16 protein-coding genes are annotated in these 16,515 nt (G+C 45.4%); 8 read left to right on the forward strand and 8 right to left on the reverse strand.

All coding sequences use genetic code 11. From position 1 onward, the window contains the following. Positions 1-15 precede the first annotated feature (15 nt). From nuoH to FXO21_RS09375, 3 genes are read left to right on the forward strand one after another with little or no spacing between them, the layout of a single operon-like run. Complete coding sequence (nuoH, locus tag FXO21_RS09365) at positions 16-1,095, forward strand: NADH-quinone oxidoreductase subunit NuoH (protein WP_056279552.1); 1,080 nt, start codon at positions 16-18, stop codon at positions 1,093-1,095. Between the two features lie 17 nt (positions 1,096-1,112). Then, entirely contained in the window at positions 1,113-1,706 is a 594-nt protein-coding gene (locus FXO21_RS09370) for a NuoI/complex I 23 kDa subunit family protein (RefSeq protein WP_149639838.1), read from the forward strand. Between the two features lie 33 nt (positions 1,707-1,739). Beyond that, positions 1,740-2,258 carry an NADH-quinone oxidoreductase subunit J family protein gene (locus tag FXO21_RS09375; RefSeq protein WP_149639839.1) on the forward strand — a complete coding sequence of 173 codons (519 nt, stop codon included), beginning with the start codon at positions 1,740-1,742 and terminating at the stop codon, positions 2,256-2,258. Positions 2,259-2,333: 75 nt separating this feature from the next. Here the strand turns inward: FXO21_RS09375 and gcvP are convergent, their stop codons facing one another. The 3 genes from gcvP to FXO21_RS09390 form a co-directional block, all read right to left on the reverse strand. Further along, positions 2,334-5,228, reverse strand: a complete 2,895-nt coding sequence (gene gcvP / locus FXO21_RS09380; RefSeq protein WP_149639840.1) for an aminomethyl-transferring glycine dehydrogenase — start codon at positions 5,226-5,228, stop codon at positions 2,334-2,336. A 131-nt stretch (positions 5,229-5,359) separates the two neighbouring features. Beyond that, positions 5,360-5,563, reverse strand: coding sequence for a hypothetical protein (locus tag FXO21_RS09385; RefSeq protein ID WP_225865632.1), 204 nt, complete (start codon positions 5,561-5,563; stop codon positions 5,360-5,362). 85 nt (positions 5,564-5,648) lie between these two features. Further along, complete coding sequence (locus tag FXO21_RS09390) at positions 5,649-6,905, reverse strand: metallophosphoesterase (protein WP_149639841.1); 1,257 nt, start codon at positions 6,903-6,905, stop codon at positions 5,649-5,651. Positions 6,906-7,067: 162 nt separating this feature from the next. On the opposite strand from FXO21_RS09390, the gene FXO21_RS09395 reads away from it, so the two are divergent. Beyond that, positions 7,068-7,289, forward strand: a complete 222-nt coding sequence (locus FXO21_RS09395; protein WP_192579196.1) for a hypothetical protein — start codon at positions 7,068-7,070, stop codon at positions 7,287-7,289. Between the two features lie 10 nt (positions 7,290-7,299). Here FXO21_RS09395 and FXO21_RS09400 read toward each other — a convergent pair whose 3' ends face one another. After that, positions 7,300-7,860: a YqgE/AlgH family protein gene (locus tag FXO21_RS09400; RefSeq protein ID WP_149639842.1), complete on the reverse strand. Its 561-nt coding sequence runs from the start codon at positions 7,858-7,860 to the stop codon at positions 7,300-7,302. Between the two features lie 140 nt (positions 7,861-8,000). On the opposite strand from FXO21_RS09400, the gene FXO21_RS09405 reads away from it, so the two are divergent. Next, positions 8,001-8,525, forward strand: a complete 525-nt coding sequence (locus FXO21_RS09405) for a gamma carbonic anhydrase family protein (RefSeq protein WP_149639843.1) — start codon at positions 8,001-8,003, stop codon at positions 8,523-8,525. A gap of 18 nt (positions 8,526-8,543) precedes the next feature. Here the strand turns inward: FXO21_RS09405 and FXO21_RS09410 are convergent, their stop codons facing one another. Then, complete coding sequence (locus tag FXO21_RS09410; protein WP_149639844.1) at positions 8,544-9,173, reverse strand: DedA family protein; 630 nt, start codon at positions 9,171-9,173, stop codon at positions 8,544-8,546. Between the two features lie 54 nt (positions 9,174-9,227). After that, positions 9,228-11,120, reverse strand: a complete 1,893-nt coding sequence (locus FXO21_RS09415) for an ABC-F family ATP-binding cassette domain-containing protein (protein ID WP_149639845.1) — start codon at positions 11,118-11,120, stop codon at positions 9,228-9,230. Positions 11,121-11,259: 139 nt separating this feature from the next. Between FXO21_RS09415 and FXO21_RS09420 the strand changes: the two genes are divergently transcribed. The 3 genes from FXO21_RS09420 (at position 11,260) to FXO21_RS09430 (ending at position 13,999) form a co-directional block, all read left to right on the forward strand. Then, positions 11,260-12,246 (forward strand): formylglycine-generating enzyme family protein, encoded by a 987-nt coding sequence (locus FXO21_RS09420; RefSeq protein ID WP_149639846.1) that lies wholly within the window; start codon positions 11,260-11,262, stop codon positions 12,244-12,246. 29 nt (positions 12,247-12,275) lie between these two features. Beyond that, a complete protein-coding gene (locus tag FXO21_RS09425) occupies positions 12,276-13,619 on the forward strand; it encodes a Gfo/Idh/MocA family protein (RefSeq protein ID WP_149639847.1) in 1,344 nt (447 codons plus the stop codon). 185 nt (positions 13,620-13,804) lie between these two features. Then, the gene (locus FXO21_RS09430; protein WP_149639848.1) at positions 13,805-13,999 is read left to right on the forward strand and encodes a hypothetical protein; all 195 of its coding nucleotides are present in this window, start codon (positions 13,805-13,807) and stop codon (positions 13,997-13,999) included. Positions 14,000-14,005: 6 nt separating this feature from the next. On the opposite strand, the gene aroC is transcribed toward FXO21_RS09430, so the two are convergent. Together aroC and FXO21_RS09440 are read right to left on the reverse strand one after the other, a co-directional pair. Then, entirely contained in the window at positions 14,006-15,085 is a 1,080-nt protein-coding gene (gene aroC, locus FXO21_RS09435) for a chorismate synthase (protein WP_149639849.1), read from the reverse strand. Between the two features lie 4 nt (positions 15,086-15,089). Then, positions 15,090-16,493: a BatD family protein gene (locus tag FXO21_RS09440; protein ID WP_149639850.1), complete on the reverse strand. Its 1,404-nt coding sequence runs from the start codon at positions 16,491-16,493 to the stop codon at positions 15,090-15,092. Positions 16,494-16,515: the final 22 nt, after the last annotated feature.

Here is a 16,515-nt window from a genome sequence, read left to right on the forward strand (position 1 = left end):
AGCTGATTATTATAAATGGATTTAACCGAATTTCTAGTTAAGACCGCAACGATATTCGTTGTTTTCGTGCTCACCCTTGTCATTGCGATGTACTCGACCTGGGCGGAACGAAAGGTAGCAGGTTTTATTCAGGACCGTATGGGACCTAACCGCGCTGGCTGGGGAGGCTTATTACAACCTCTTGCTGATGCCGGTAAAATGTTTTTCAAAGAGGATTTTATTCCTGCTTTGGCTAATAAATGGCTTTTTATTGCCGGGCCTAGTCTTGCAATGCTTACAGCTCTGCTCGCCAGTGCGGTGATACCTTTTGGAAGTACTTTCCGTATTAACGGACACGAAGTTGTATTACAAGGCGTAGAATCCAATATCGGTATTCTGTACGTTTTTGGCGTGGTCGCTCTCGGCGTTTACGGAATTATGGTCGGCGGCTGGGCTTCCAATAACAAGTTCTCACTTTTAGGCGCAATTCGCGCAGCGTCTCAGAACATCAGCTACGAAGTCGCAATGGGACTTTCACTCATTGCGATATTGATGATGAGCAGTTCCCTTTCACTAGGAGAAATTGTAGCGCAGCAACATGGAATGAACTGGAATATCTTTTACCAGCCGCTCGGATTTTTGATTTTCATCACCTGCTCATTTGCAGAATGTAACCGCGTTCCTTTTGACCTACCTGAATGCGAAACTGAGCTTGTAGGAGGGTATCACACCGAATATGGAAGTATGAAGCTGGGTTTTTATCTGTTTGCTGAATATATCAATATGTTTGTTTCCTCGGCGATTATCTCAGTGCTGTACTTCGGTGGTTATAACTATCCCGGAATGGACTGGGTTTATAGCCAGCTCACCAGCGCATTGGGCTCAGAGACCGGACATAACATTGCTACATTGATCGGAACTGCGGTCTTCTTCGGAAAGGCGTTGTTCTTCATATTCTTTTACATGTGGGTACGCTGGACAATCCCCCGTTTCCGTTATGACCAATTGATGAACCTGGGCTGGAAAAAATTGATCCCTCTGGCCATTTTCAACATTATCATCACAGGCGCTGCTGTGCTATTTCTTAAGCCGGTGATTACTGCCTGGTTGAATTAATATTAAAATACATTGCTATGCAATTGACAAATCGCTCCAAGCAGGTTAGCAATAAAGAAATGACGCTGATGGAACGCGCCTATATTCCTGCGATCGCGACGGGATTGGCTATTACCATCAAGCACTTTTTCGCTAAAAAAGTAACGATCGAATACCCGGAAGTAAAAAGATATCTGGGACCGGTATTCAGGGGCAGACATATTCTGAAAAGAGACGAAGATGGTCGCGAGCGCTGTACTGCGTGCGGGCTGTGCGCGGTAGCTTGTCCCGCAGAAGCTATTCAAATGGTGGCTGCTGAGAGAGAGAAGGGCGAAGAAAATCTGTATCGCGAAGAGAAATACGCGGCAGTATATGAAGTAAATATGCTACGGTGCATTTTTTGCGGGCTTTGCGAAGAAGCATGCCCCAAACAAGCGGTATATCTGCGCCACGACGAATTCGTTCCGGTTTTTACAGAACGCGACCAGGTAATCTGGGGCAAAGATCTGCTGGTTGAAGATATGAACAACCGGTATACCCGCGAATCCTGGACAAAAGAAGAGGCACGTGCGCTGGATGCTAAAAGAGCGAGCGGCGAATCTACAAATGTTGTCCCAAGAGCTATCCCCTGAACAGTAAACCAGGCTGTCCGCAGTACTACTATTATGAATTCAACTGTATCGTTTTTCTATTTCTTATCCTTCCTCACCATTTTAAGTGCGGTGATGGTTGTGGTATCCCGTAACCCTATTCACAGCGTCTTGTATCTGATCCTGACATTCTTCACATTGTCTGGTCACTACATTCTGCTGAATGCACAGTTTTTGGCTGCGGTAAATATTATTGTTTATGCCGGTGCAATTATGGTACTCTTCCTTTTTGTAATCATGTTTTTAAATATGAAACAGGATAATGAAGAGTCTAAAACTAATCTGACCAAGATCGCTGCGACGATCGTGGGCGGGACTGTGTTTGTGATTCTATTTGGAGCGTACCGCAAAACCGCTATTCCTGCGTTCAACCCGGAGGGATTCGATTCTCAGGTAGGTATGATCGAAAGTCTCGGACACATGCTATTCCGCGATTACCTGCTGCCCTTCGAGCTGGCTTCCATTCTGCTGCTGGTAGCGATGGTAGGCGCTGTGATGTTAGGTAAACGCGAACTTGGAGAAAGACATTTCTAGAATCTTCGAAAAGGCACATATCAAACGGGCGGCGCTGAGATTTCAGTGCCGCCCGTTTTGTATAAAAAGCAATTATCAGTTTACCTCAACATCGGAGTAAGCTTCAACAGGAATACAAGAGCAGATCAGGTTACGATCACCATACGCGCTATCAACCCGGCTTACACTTGGCCAGAACTTATTGAAACGCAGGTATGGAAGCGGAAATGCCGCTTTTTCACGGCTGTAGGACCTGGTCCATTCTTCGCTCAGCAATACGCGGGAAGTATGCGGTGCATTTTTCAACACATTATCTGCACGATCAGCAATACCATCCTGAATTTCCTGAATCTCTTTCCTGATCGAGATCATCGCGTCACAAAAACGATCCAACTCTGCTTTCGACTCCGATTCAGTTGGTTCGATCATCAGTGTGCCCGCCACAGGGAAAGATAATGTAGGCGCATGGAAACCATAATCCATCAAGCGTTTCGCCAGATCCTCCGCTTCTACACCGGCTGCTTTGAAAGAGCGGCAGTCAAGAATCATCTCGTGCGCGCAACGACCATTTGCACCCGTATAAAGCACATCAAAATAACCGCTCAAACGCTCTTTAATATAGTTGGCGTTGAGGATTGCATATTTGGTAGCATTCGTTAATCCCTCACCGCCCATCATAGCGATATATGCGTAGGAAATTGTCAGAATGCTGGCACTGCCGTAAGGTGCCGCAGATACCGCTCCCGCTTCCCCATCAGGAAGATGCTCTCCCTGAACATTGAAATTGACGTGGCCTGGCAAAAAAGGCATTAGATGTTCAGCAACACCAATCGGGCCGACACCCGGGCCTCCACCACCATGGGGAATACAGAACGTTTTGTGCAGGTTGAGGTGGCAAACATCCGCACCAATAGTCGCCGGACTCGTAAGCCCCACCTGTGCATTCATATTCGCTCCGTCCATATAAACCTGACCACCGTGTGAATGGATCATTTCGCAGATTTCTATGATACTTTCTTCGTAAACACCGTGGGTCGAGGGATAAGTGACCATCAGACAGGACAGATCGTTACTATATTGCTCTGCTTTCGCCCTCAGATCCTCCACATCAATATTTCCTCTTTCGTCACATTTTGTAACAACCACCTTCATTCCTGCCATCACTGCAGATGCAGGGTTGGTGCCGTGTGCAGAGGAAGGGATCAATGCCACATTTCTGTGCTCTTCTCCCCTGCTGGCATGGTAAGCGCGAATCGCCATTAAACCTGCATACTCGCCCTGGGCACCTGAATTTGGCTGAAACGACATTGCAGCAAAACCTGTAATCTCACACAGCCAGATATTAAGCTCACTTACAAGCTGTGCGTAGCCGCCTACCTGGTTTGTCGGAGCAAACGGGTGGATTTCACCAAACTCCGGCCAGGTTAGCGGAATCATTTCCGCCGTTGCATTCAGCTTCATGGTGCAGCTACCGAGCGAAATCATGGAATGCACCAGTGACAGGTCTTTGTTTTCCAATGATTTCAAATAGCGCAGCATTTCATGTTCCGTGTGGTGCGTATTGAATACGGGATGTGTGAGATACTCAGATGTGCGCGCCAGATTTTCAGGAAACGCAAATTCCAATTCTTCATCGATCACCATTTCACCCTGAAACCCGGAGACTTCAGCAAATACATTGAGAAGCGCGATCACATCATCAAAACTCTTCGCTTCATCGAACGCGACGGTGATGCTTTCATCCTTATTATAGCGCAAATTGATACCCCACTTCAAAGCCTGCTCACGCACTTTTCTGGTAAGCGGCGTTTTAATGGTTACGGTATCGAAGAAGTCAGTTGTTACAACTTCATAATGGAATTTTCTGATCGTATCTACAAAGAGTGTCGCTAATCCATGAACACGCGATGCGATCGTTTTGATACCCTCGGGGCCGTGGTATACAGCATACGCTCCGGCGATGACAGCAAGTAACACCTGCGCAGTACATATGTTGGAAGTCGCTTTTTCGCGTCGGATATGTTGCTCACGGGTTTGCAGCGCCATTCTCAAAGCACGGTTCCCTTCGCCGTCAACAGAAACCCCGATAATACGTCCGGGAATATTTCTCTTGAAAGCCTCCTTCGTTGCAAAAAACGCGGCGTGCGGGCCACCATAACCCATCGGAACACCGAAACGCTGTGATGAACCTACTACCACGTCCGCGCCCATTTCTCCCGGGGATTTCAGCAATGCAAGAGACAACAGGTCCGCAGCCACCGCAACAGAAATATTCAATTCATGCGCCGCGCTTATAAAATCGGTATAGTCAATTACTTCTCCGTTGGTAGCCGGATATTGAACCAGGACCCCGTAGATTTCTTCACTTGTCAGGTCCACAGTTGCATGGTCGCCGACGACAACTTCAATCCCGATTGGCCTTGCCCGTGTGTAGATCAGATCGATCGTTTGCGGGTGACATAGCTCGGATACAAAAAATGTATTTGCTTTTTTCCTGCTGCCAGCACGAAGGCTATGCAGCATGGTCATTGCCTCGGCGGAGGCGGTAGCTTCATCCAACAGCGATGCGTTAGCAATTTCCATCCCCGTAAGGTCCGTTACTACGGTTTGAAAATTGAGCAGCATTTCCAGCCGGCCTTGTGCGATTTCCGCCTGGTAAGGTGTGTAAGCTGTATACCAGGCCGGATTTTCAAGGATATTGCGGAGAATTACATTCGGTGTAATGGTATCGTAATAACCTGTCCCGATGTACGATTTGAGAACTGCATTTTTGCTGGCCACTCTTTTGATCCCCTCCAGAAACTCCTTTTCTGATTTAGGGTTCGGCAGATTGAGCGGTTTTTGTAGTCGTATTGCTGATGGAAGGGTCTGGTCTATCAGTTCGTCCAACGATGCGGCTCCAATCTTGTCCAACATATCCTGCAACTCCTGCGCATCCTTACCGTGGTGACGGTTTTCAAATTTATCCTGGTTTCGAAGGTTAATTTTCATTCGAGTGAGACCGAAAACGTTCGTAGTGATTATTTTTAAAACACAAAAGTAAGCAAATCCGGCCAAATCTTTTTGAGATTGGCCTCAATGCTTACTCTTGAATATGTACAAATTATGATAGCTCTAAATAATCAGCGATTAGGGCAGCCGCAATCACTTTTGCGCTTGAATATTCCCAAAATCTTCTTTGATTTCGGCTTTTTATAGCCTTTGTATTTTTTCTTCTTTCCCATCAATTCCATTTTGGAAGTAACAGGTTTTGCATTGAGCTGCTCAATGCCTGAGAAGCCAAATGTCAGGCCAAGGATTAAAAGCCAGGGAGTGAGTTTCTTCATGATATTTATATTAGTCAACACAATGTCAATATTTCAACGCAGCGAATACGGAATCCGGTATGGATTTCCGCCATTTTTATGAATATTATGCTTTCACTAATTCCAAGATAGTGATTTCAGGTAAAATACCCACCCTCCCAGGATATCCGAGATACCCGAAACCCCGGTTCACATACAAAAATTGATCATTTTGCTCATACAAACCCGCCCAGCGTTTGTACCTGTACTGCACCGGGCTCCACCTGAATTTGCCAATTTCCACACCGAACTGCATACCGTGCGTATGACCTGCCAAGGCCAGATCAATATCTTTGTATTTCGGCAGAACCTGCTCATCCCAATGACTGGGATCATGCGAGAGCAATATTTTAACCGGAAAGTCACCGGTATCCTGATAAGCTTTTTCCAAGTTTCCGTATTTGGCAAAATTTCCCGCTCCCCAGTTCTGAATGCCAATTAATCCGATCTCTTCACCATCAACCCGGATCGGGCGATGTTCATCCAGCATCAGATTCCACCCCAAAAGCTTGTGTGCCTTTTGCAGATTGGCCAGGTTATTATTTTTTGCCGTAACATCCGGCCATTTGAAGTAATCCCCATAATCATGGTTGCCGAGGACCGAATGCACACCCAGCGGCGCTTTAATTTTGTCGAAAATATTAATGTAATCCTCCACCTCCACTGCCCTGTCGTTTACCAGATCTCCTGTAAAAAAAGCAATATCCGGTTTTTCCTTCATCAGCATTTCAACGCCCCCTTTCACAGCGGTCTTATTAAAAAAGCTACCTGAATGGATATCTGATAATTGTGCAATTTTCAATCCATGAAAGGCACGAGGCAAATTCTTCAACGGGACTTTCACCCGGCGAATGCGGTAATCGTGGGCGCCGGACAGGATCCCAAATGCGAATGTTCCCATCAAGCCGGTTCCGGCTACGATTGCCGTTGTAGCCAAAAACTGTGATCTTGGAATTACCGGCTCACCCGTTTCCGGTGAAATGGGGGCAGCCGAGGGGAAGATGTAGCTGGCAACCCATTGTAAAAATCGCCGGACATCGTCAATCAACAAAATCAAAACGGCCAGCAGCTTTGATAAATAAGGTATCGCAATAAAGGCAACGACAAAAGTGCGTGTTGTGCTTTTGAAATAATCGGCTGGCAGCAACTGCATGGCCACATAAGCAAGTAGGGTTATCAAAGTGAAACCCCAATAGGTGCCTCCGATCCAGCGTTGCGTGACGGGAGAAAGATTACGGATCGCAAACCGCAGCCCTTGCCAAACATAAAAATCTATTGCGAGAAGGATGAAAGTCAGTAATAAAAAAAAGACAGGTCTTGACATTTTAAATAATCGTTTTCATATTGATCGTAAACGTTTGGGTGCATTTTCTCGTTCGATAAGTTCAGGCGATTGTCGCGGTTTATCCATTAATGGTAAGCCAAAGCACCCAGAGGCCAGCTATTCACAGTTAAGCGGTTTATCAGCAATTCAATATCCCATTATATGCCAACCTTCGATTTTAAAAGATTTCACATTCGTTCCATGAATGCAGCCTCGGCAGAAGAGCGGGCCGGCATCAATCAGGAGCTGAAAGATCTCTATGAATCTTTGTCTGAAAGTGATAAAAAAGTTTTCAATGATGAACTTCAGTATTTTCTGACCAAAGAAGTGGGTCGGATCAAGTCTGATTATGAGTCTGTGGCAGGAATGGACACGCCGAACTAAATAAAGGCTGCTAGTTCAATCTGGGGTCAATCGGATAATGCGCAATGGACTTGTATTCGCCTCCCATATTGCGCAGCACTTCTCTCCAAAAGTTGCCGGGAGGTGTTGAAAAAAGAAAATCTGATGTAGTATTGGAAATGATCCAGGAGTCCTGCTCAATCTCGTCGCTTAGCTGCCCGCCACTCCACCCTGAATAACCGATAAAAAACCGGACGTCTTCCTCGCGAAGGGTATTCATATTCAAGAGTGTCTTGACATTTGTAAAATCACCTCCCCAGTAAACGCCCCGAATAATTTCCGAACCGCCCTGGATCAGATCGGGCCGGCGGTGAATAAAATGCAAAGTATTTTTCTCAACAGGGCCGCCCAGATGGAGGGTGATATCCTGATAAATGGTTTCTTCGAGTACATCGCCGAGAAACAGATCGGTAGTCTGGTTCAGCACAAAACCAAAACTGCCCTGCTCATTGTGCTCGCACATCAGAATTACCCCTCTTTCAAAATTCGGGTCTCCCAAAAACGGCTTTGCAATCAACAGGCTCCCTTTTGCGACATTCATGCTAGCAGACATACTCCCGGAGAAAATTTTAATACAAAAACGAATATATTTAATTTTTGGTAACAATTTTGGGCTAAATACGAAAATAAAGGCTGAACAGATCGCTGCCTTTCGCATCGAAAAATGGCAGAGCTCGCTACTTCAAATATCATATGGCATTAATAAAATCGGTTCGGGGATTTCAGCCTGTTTATGACGCTAGCTGCTGGTTTGCGGAAAATGCAACGATTGTCGGGGATGTGGTAATGGGCGAAAATTGTACTGTCTGGTTCAATGCAGTGATCCGTGGTGATGTGAATAGTATCCGAATCGGCCACCACTCCAATATGCAGGACGGAGCGGTGATCCATTGCACTTACCAGCGTTTTTCGACAACTATCGGCAATTACGTCTCGATCGCTCACAATGCAATTGTGCATGGCTGTACCGTCGAAGACCATGTGCTGATCGGAATGGGCGCGATTGTCATGGATGGAGCTGTGATCGGCGAAGGATCAATCGTGGCCGCCGGGGCAATTGTAACGCAGGGTACCCAAGTGCCGCCGGGGACGATCTTTGCAGGCAATCCTGCGAAATATCTAAAAGATGTTTCCACAGAATTAAATGCAGCTATTGACAGAACTGCCAACAACTATATTACATATGCAGGTTGGTTTAGAGAAGAATCAGATAGTTGAGCGGACATTTTCCTAAGCTCAACCCATTTCTTTTCTTGCATTCAAATACCCTTTAATCACAGTAAACGTGGTGATTGCCAGGAAAAAGATAATGATGTACTGCACATAGTCGACAATCCACGGAAACCTTTCACCGAACAAATATCCGCCGCCAGTAAGCGTACCAATCCAGATCGCACCGCCTGCCACATTATTCAGTAAAAAAGATGCGAAAGGCATTTTCACGAGCCCGGCCAGTATAGGTGCGAAGGTCCTGACGACCGGCAGGAACCTGCTGATGATCAAGGTCCGGCTTCCGTACTTTTCGAAGTACTTTCTTGTAGTTTCAATGTGCTTCTTCTTAAAGAAAAAGGAGTCGGGCCGGTTTTCGAAAATATCTCCAAAATATTTACCAAAAATGTAGCCGACCAGCGAGCCCAGTACCGCGGCCGTAAACATACATATCAGCAATATGCCAATCGGTACATCGAGTATGCCGGTACCGCAAAATACCCCGGCCAGAAAAACCAGGTAATCGCCGGGCAGGAAAAAGGCGAAAAACAGCCCATTCTCTGCAAAGACGATAAATGTGATTACCAGCAACCCGCCGGTCCGGATGATTTCCTCTGAATTGAGTATATACTGAAAAAACTCTGTTAATGAATTCATGCTCAGATAATAAAAGAATGAGGGTAGGAATCGAAGAACGGTAAGCGGCCAAATTTAAGCATTTTCCGATAGCTCAAGCCAGCGCATTTCTTTCTCCGCCTGACTATCTGTAAGCTGCTCAATTTCTTTTGACCAACTGGCCAGTTCGTCGTGCGAGCCGCCGCTATTCAGTTTTTTCACTAAAATCACCTTCCTTTCTTCCATAACCGCTATATCTGTTTCCAGCTGCTCCATTTCTTTCTGCTCTTTATAGCTTAACTTTTTCTTTGCCGGTGCATTGGCTACTGGAACGCTTTGTGCAACCGGAGCAGGCGCAGTATTTACAGGTAATTTGTTAGCGACAGAAGAAGTCGTTTTTTTGTCAGCCTCTTTTTCATCCTGATAATCACGCAGCTCTGTATAATTTCCCGGAAAATCACTGATTTTTCCTTCTCCTTCAAATACGAAAATATGCTCTACCAGTCTGTCCAGAAAGTACCGGTCGTGGGAAACGATGATCAGACAGCCCGGGAAATTGAGCAGAAAGTCCTCTAATACATTCAAGCTCGCAATATCAAGATCATTCGTAGGTTCATCAAGGATCAGGAAGTTGGGCTGTTTGATGAGGATCAGGAGCAATTGCAATCGCCTTTTTTCTCCCCCGCTCAGCTTTGAAATAAAATCATATTGCTTAGAAGGAGAGAACAGGAATGCTTCCAGTAATTTACCCACTGTGACCGTTTCGCCGGTACCCAGCTGGACTACTTCGGCTACATCCTTTACAATATCAATAACACGCTGAGTTTCGTTGAATGCCAGATCGGTTTGCTTATAATAGCCAAACTGCACCGTTTCTCCTTTCACGATCTGACCCTTGTCAGGCGAGAGTTCGCCGGTAATCATATTCAGCAGCGTGGATTTGCCCATTCCGTTCTTTCCAACAATTCCGATACGGTCGCCTCTCCGGAATGTATATTCGAAATCCCTGATCAGCTGACGCTCTCCAAATCCTTTGCTGACATTTTCCAGCTCAATGATCTTACTGCCCAGCCTGGAAGTACGAACATTCAGTTCCAGCTTGGTATCCGGCTTTTTCTGACTGGCTTTCTCTTTTAATTCTTCAAACGCGTCAACCCGGTATTTAGCTTTTGTACCACGTGCCTTAGGTTGTCTCCTGATCCAGTCGAGTTCCTTGCGCATTAAATTTCTGGCTTTATCGATACCGGCAGCTTCCATTTCTTCTCGTTCCGCCTTTTTTTCGAGGAAATAGGAGTAATTTCCTTTATAAGGATAAGCGGAACCGTTATCCAGTTCGAGCATCTGATTACAAACTGTATCGAGGAAATACCGGTCGTGGGTAACTACCAGCAACGTGGTATTTGAAGTATTGAGGTAGTTTTCAAGCCACTCCACTGTATCCAGGTCGAGATGGTTGGTAGGTTCATCCAGAATGAGCAGATCCGGATCTTCTAGTAAGACTTTCGCCATCGCAACCCTCTTCTTTTGCCCGCCGGAAAGTGTGCCGAATGCATTATCTGTATGATGAATACCCAATCTGCCCAAAACCTCTTTGGTCCGGTACTCAAAATCCCAGGCATTGTACTTATCCATATCTTCCATTACCTCGGCCAGCTCGTCGTGGTTATCCGTTTCGATCGCATGCTCGTAACGTTTCACAACCTGCGCGACCGGATTATTGGAAGAAAAGATCACTTCCAGTACCGGCAGACTCTCATCAAAAGAAGGACTTTGGTCCAGATAACCGATACGAATATCTTTCCTGAAACTAACCTCGCCTTCATCCGGCGGCATTTTTCCTGTCAATATATTTAAGAAGGTAGTTTTACCGGTTCCGTTTGTTCCGATCAGGGCGACCTTATCTCCTCTGCTGATACCAAAACTGATGTTCCTGAACAACCATTTGTCACCAAATGATTTTGCTATATTTTCTGCTGAAAGGTAATTCATAATAAATGCTAAAATTCAATGTCTGCAAAGTTAGGACAGATATCAAACAACTAAGAAAAAATTCGTTTTCATTGGGTAAATAGGCTAATATTGCCACTTATATTCAGTTAGATGGTTCCAACCGACTCGTTTTATTATCATGTCTAAACAATCTCTTTTCTTACTCTCAACGCTTCTTTTTTGTTTTAACGCACTAGCCCAAGACGCAAACTTCAAAAATTACACGCAAAAAATCGGCGGAAGTCCACAGGTATATGAAATGGTCGCCATTCCGGGCGGCGAATTTACGATGGGCAGCCCCGCGGGAGAAAAAGGCCACAAAGCCGACGAAGGCCCCCAGCATAAGGTTAAAATAGAGCCTTTCTGGATGGGAAAAACTGAAGTAATCTGGGATATTTATGATTTATATTCCTTTAAGAATATGGAAAAGGAAATGGCTGCCCGTCACCCGGATCCTGACAAATCAGTTCAAAAGACAGACGCAAGCACACGCCCAAGCCCACCTTACGTAGATATGTCATTTGGCATGGGAAGATCCGGATATCCCGCGATCAATATGACGCAATATGCGGCTATCCATTTTTGCAAGTGGCTCTATGAAAAAACCGGCATTTTTTACAGACTGCCGACAGAAGCTGAATGGGAATATGCCTGTCGGGCAGGTTCAAAAACCGCTTATTCTTTTGGCGACGATGCGTCCAAGCTGGGTGAATATGCCTGGTTTCGTGGCAATAGTGATGCAGCATATAAGAAAACCGGATTGAAAAAACCGAATGCCTGGGGACTTCACGATATGCATGGAAATGTAATGGAATGGACTCTGGACCAATATATTCCGGATTATTATGCTAAAAAACCAGCCGGAGAAAAATATGCTCCGGTAACCGAACTATACCCGAACTCCGTAAGAGGCGGATCATGGGACGATGAGCCCGCTGATCTGAGAAGCGCTGCGCGGGTTCCTTCCAAAGCAGAATGGAAAATACTTGATCCACAATTGCCAAAAAGCGAATGGTGGCTTACAAGTGCTTCTTTCGTAGGCTTCAGGGTTGTGAGACCATTGAAAACTCCGTCGCCGGAAGAGATAAAGGCTTATTACAGCCCTGCACTTATTGAAGACTATTGATCAACTTAAAACTCTTAATCTCTTAAAGAATGGAACAAAACAGACGCAATTTCCTAAAAGCATCGGGCTTGATAGCCGGCGGTGCATTATTGAATCCGCTGACAGGCTATGGATTTAACAGCTCTGTAAACGAAACAATCAAAGTGGCGCTGATAGGTTGCGGAGGAAGAGGCTCAGGCGCTGCTGCGCAGGCATTGAGCACTTCACAAAATGTGCAGATTGTAGCAATGGCCGACGCATTTAAGGATCGTCTGGATGGAGCATACAAAAACCTCACTTCAAAAAAGTACAAAGACGCGACAGGAAAGATTGTTGATACTAAATTAAAGGTAGACGTTCCTGAGGATCGTAAATTTGTCGGCTTCGATGCCTTTAAAAAGGCGATCGCTCTGAAAGATGTAGATGTAGTTATCCTGGCCACTCCTCCGGGGTTCAGGCCTTCGCACTTTGAAGAAGCTGTGAAAAACAACAAGCATATTTTTATGGAAAAACCGGTCGCAACAGATGCACCTGGAATCCGTAAAGTGCTTGAAATCGCTGAAGAAGCTAAAAAGAAGAAGTTGAATGTAGTGGTTGGTCTGCAACGCCACTATCAGGCAAATTATCTTGAAGCTATTAAAAGAATTCACGATGGTGCAATTGGAGATATTGTAGGCGGACAGGTATACTGGGTAGGAAGCAGCCCCTGGATGAAGGAGCGGATACCTAACCAAACTGAAATGGAGTATCAAATGCGGAACTGGTACTATTTCAACTGGCTTTGCGGAGATCACATATCTGAGCAGCACGTACATAATATAGACGTTGCTAACTGGGTTAAGAGAGCTTATCCGGTAGAAATACAGGGAACAGGTGGCCGTCAGGTTCGTACGGGCAAAGCTTACGGTGAGATTTATGACCACCATACACTGGACCTTATTTATGCCGATGGGACTGTCATTTCCAGCCAATGCCGCCAGTTCGAAGGAACCTGGAACCGGGTTGATGAGGCGTTTGTAGGTACCAAAGGCCGCATCGACAGCTTCGAGGGCAACAAAGCCATATTAAAAGATTACAAAGGAGGCGTCATTTATCAGCATGATGGTAAAAACGACAAAAACCCTTACCAGGTAGAGCACGACGAGTTGTTCGCAGCGATTGCCAAAGGCGAATACAAATTTGCTGACGCTGAAAATGGCGCTAAAAGTACCATGACTGCTATCATGGGTAGAATGGCCACTTACTCAGGTAAAATGGTTACCTGGAAAGAGGCTCTCAACTCAGACATTAATTTGTTTCCGGACAAGCTTGCCTGGGATGCTTCACCTAAAATCGTTCCCGGCGCAGACGGACTTTATCCGGTTGCAATTCCTGGAAAAAGTCAGGTTATTTGAAAAAAATATAGTTTATACAAAACAAAAAATGGCTCTTGATGAGCCATTTTTTGTTTCTTAACTATTTCAACATCAAATCCATCCAAATGAAAATCCAGATTATGAATAGTATTTGAGAAAACAAAATTCTATATTAGATAATAGATCTCCATGCTGGTTTTAATGTCGAACGAAACATATTACTGGTGAAGCTTAGCCTCACAAACGCCGGTCTTATTCTGCTCGCCGGGATGCTGGTCGTGTTAACCGGTGTCTTCTTAAATTCTTCAAAGGCTGAAATCAGCAATCCGGTAATCCTTGCCGGACTTGCGATCGAATTTATCGGCACGATCTGGCTGGTGTTAAGTCTGAATCAGCGTCGCAAAAGGCATCGCACCTAACGTTCTCTAAATTTTACTTGCTTTATTTCGAAGATAAAAATCTGCCAGCACCAATGCAGCCATTGCTTCTACAATAGGTACCGCCCTTGGGACAACGCACGGATCATGTCTTCCTTTTCCCTGAACCACGACTTCATGGCCATACTGGTCAACACTTTCCTGATCTTGCATGATCGTAGCAACGGGCTTGAATGCCACATTAAAATAAATATCCTGCCCATTTGATATTCCACCTTGCACGCCTCCTGAGTGGTTAGTCCTTGTGAGTACTTTGCCGCTATCATCCGTGTAAAATGCGTCATTGTGTTCGGAGCCAAGCAAATTCACCCCTTCGAAACCACTTCCGTATTCAAAACCTTTAACTGCATTGATACTTAGCATTGCTTTTCCCAACTCTGCATGCAATTTGTCGAATACCGGCTCGCCAAGCCCCACGGGAGTACCGGTAATCACACAGCTGACCACACCGCCAACAGAATCACCAGATTTCCTGATTCCATCTATGTAATCAAACATCCGGGCTGCCATTTCCGGGTCAGGGCATCGTACAGCGTTGTCTTCTGCTTTTGTGAGATCCAGCTCCTGGTAAGGTTTTTCCAGCTTGATACGTCCAACCTGCGACACGTAGCCTGTAATTTGTATATTAAGTGTCCTGAGCAGCAGCTTGGCAACCGCACCGGCCGCTACGCGGGCCGCCGTTTCCCTGGCCGAGCTTCGCCCCCCCCCTCGATAGTCCCTTATGCCATATTTTTCCTGGTAAGTGAAGTCTGCGTGCGAAGGACGGTATTGTGTCGCTATATGCGAATAGTCTTTACTACGCTGATCTTCATTGCGAATAATTAACGCGATTGGTGTCCCCGTGGTTTTACCCTCAAAGACTCCGGACATTACCTCGAATTCATCGGCTTCCTTGCGTTGCGTCGTAATTCTTGATTGCCCCGGTTTGCGTCTGGTGAGCTCGCTTTGAACAAAATCAGCATCGAATTCAAGCCCTGCGGGACAACCTTCTATAATTACTCCGATACCCGCACCGTGCGATTCACCGAACGTTGATATTTTAAAAATTCTTCCGTAAGTGCTTCCCATCAGTTTACTTTCTAAAAACCCAAATCAGTGTAACAAGCAGGACAATTACTACTGCATTAGTAATTTCCCTTAATATTTTTTTGTAGTCAAATCCTCTTTTACTGCTATCGAGGCTTTCAATGTTATCATATAGACCCGAAGACCCTGCCAGCGATAAATTCGCCAATTTGTAATCTTCCCCTTTCACTTCCAGCGACTTTTCGGATCTTAACGTGTCGTAACTGGCTTTTTGCGAGTTAAAGAATACCCATTGGAAGTACCTTCCGAGCGGAAAAGTACCATCTTTCCGGGGCACTACAAAGTAGTCGAATGTCTTTTCCCCCGTCACATTCTGGTAGCTTCTTCTAATGATCTGGCTGACTTCCGGAGGATAAATATCGAAGTTGGAATTTGCCTGTACAACCGGGGCCGGAATAGCCGCTATATTGCCGATCCCTTCCACTTTAAACATGTACCTGATACTTTCGCCGGGATAAACCAGCGTGGATGAAAGCGCTTCCTTCAACGAATATTGACCGACCGCGACCTGATCTCTGAGTGGATGCTCGGGTAACTGCTTAACCGTTATATTCGCTGCTCTGCTGTGGAAGGTCCTGACCACTTTTTTTTCGACATTCACTGCCGCCGAATTGTCTGTCACCAACATATCCAACTTAATAGCGGGAAAAACTATTCTTTCAGTCGTGATAGGGAACAGCCTGGCCTGATACATATTGTACTCGGTATAACTTCTCCCTTTTATTTTGATCTTTCTTTTGATAATTTCTTCGATTCCTACATTCTCTTCCCAGCAATTAGCAGGCCGCAGGGTCTTAAGAATAGATTGGAGCTGATCATTAAATCTATAGAATTCCATTTCTATCGGCGCATTCTCCGCTATATAAAGTGAAATGCGCAATGCGAAGCCTTCCCGGATAAATACACTTTTCTTGTCGGTTTGGACGGCAAGAAATACGGCCTGGCTATTAGTCTCAAAGTCATTCACTGCTGGTTCTTGCATCGCTTGGCTGGACACCTCTGCGTTAACCTCGCTTGAAGCAAACACCGCCATTGTTTCTCCCGAGTGCAGACGGTAACCGTTTACAAATATTGTAAAGTCCGGAATCAGATAATTCCCGGGCTTAGACGCGTAGTATTCTTGTGTGATTGTTTGTATTACGACTTTTTTGCCATCCACGGTGCTGATCGAACTTGTAGCCGATTTGCTTCGTTTTTCAAGATCCTTGATATCCGGAAACGCAACGGCCGGACGATTTTCGGCGTCCCTTAATACTACAGAAATTGTGAATGGTTGGTCGACAGACAAATTTTTAGGACCCAGCTCTATGGTCGCAGATTCATTGAGAATCTGCCCGCAAACGATACCAGAATAACACAAAAAAATATTCAATAACGCATATAATTTCATCAAAATAATTCGTTATCTTTAT

Origin of the sequence: Dyadobacter sp. UC 10, assembly GCF_008369915.1 — a bacterium.
In the GTDB taxonomy this organism is placed as follows: domain Bacteria; phylum Bacteroidota; class Bacteroidia; order Cytophagales; family Spirosomataceae; genus Dyadobacter.

Bases quoted from the DNA above. Each gene is read 5' to 3' on its own strand.
- nuoH (WP_056279552.1), top strand. From the start codon at position 16: ATGGATTTAACCGAATTTCTAGTTAAGACCGCAACGATATTCGTTGTT.
- FXO21_RS09370 (WP_149639838.1), top strand. From the start codon at position 1,113: ATGCAATTGACAAATCGCTCCAAGCAGGTTAGCAATAAAGAAATGACG.
- FXO21_RS09375 (WP_149639839.1), top strand. From the start codon at position 1,740: ATGAATTCAACTGTATCGTTTTTCTATTTCTTATCCTTCCTCACCATT.
- gcvP (WP_149639840.1), bottom strand. From the start codon at position 5,228: ATGAAAATTAACCTTCGAAACCAGGATAAATTTGAAAACCGTCACCAC.
- FXO21_RS09385 (WP_225865632.1), bottom strand. From the start codon at position 5,563: ATGAAGAAACTCACTCCCTGGCTTTTAATCCTTGGCCTGACATTTGGC.
- FXO21_RS09390 (WP_149639841.1), bottom strand. From the start codon at position 6,905: ATGTCAAGACCTGTCTTTTTTTTATTACTGACTTTCATCCTTCTCGCA.
- FXO21_RS09395 (WP_192579196.1), top strand. From the start codon at position 7,068: ATGCCAACCTTCGATTTTAAAAGATTTCACATTCGTTCCATGAATGCA.
- FXO21_RS09400 (WP_149639842.1), bottom strand. From the start codon at position 7,860: ATGTCTGCTAGCATGAATGTCGCAAAAGGGAGCCTGTTGATTGCAAAG.
- FXO21_RS09405 (WP_149639843.1), top strand. From the start codon at position 8,001: ATGGCATTAATAAAATCGGTTCGGGGATTTCAGCCTGTTTATGACGCT.
- FXO21_RS09410 (WP_149639844.1), bottom strand. From the start codon at position 9,173: ATGAATTCATTAACAGAGTTTTTTCAGTATATACTCAATTCAGAGGAA.
- FXO21_RS09415 (WP_149639845.1), bottom strand. From the start codon at position 11,120: ATGAATTACCTTTCAGCAGAAAATATAGCAAAATCATTTGGTGACAAA.
- FXO21_RS09420 (WP_149639846.1), top strand. From the start codon at position 11,260: ATGTCTAAACAATCTCTTTTCTTACTCTCAACGCTTCTTTTTTGTTTT.
- FXO21_RS09425 (WP_149639847.1), top strand. From the start codon at position 12,276: ATGGAACAAAACAGACGCAATTTCCTAAAAGCATCGGGCTTGATAGCC.
- aroC (WP_149639849.1), bottom strand. From the start codon at position 15,085: ATGGGAAGCACTTACGGAAGAATTTTTAAAATATCAACGTTCGGTGAA.
- FXO21_RS09440 (WP_149639850.1), bottom strand. From the start codon at position 16,493: ATGAAATTATATGCGTTATTGAATATTTTTTTGTGTTATTCTGGTATC.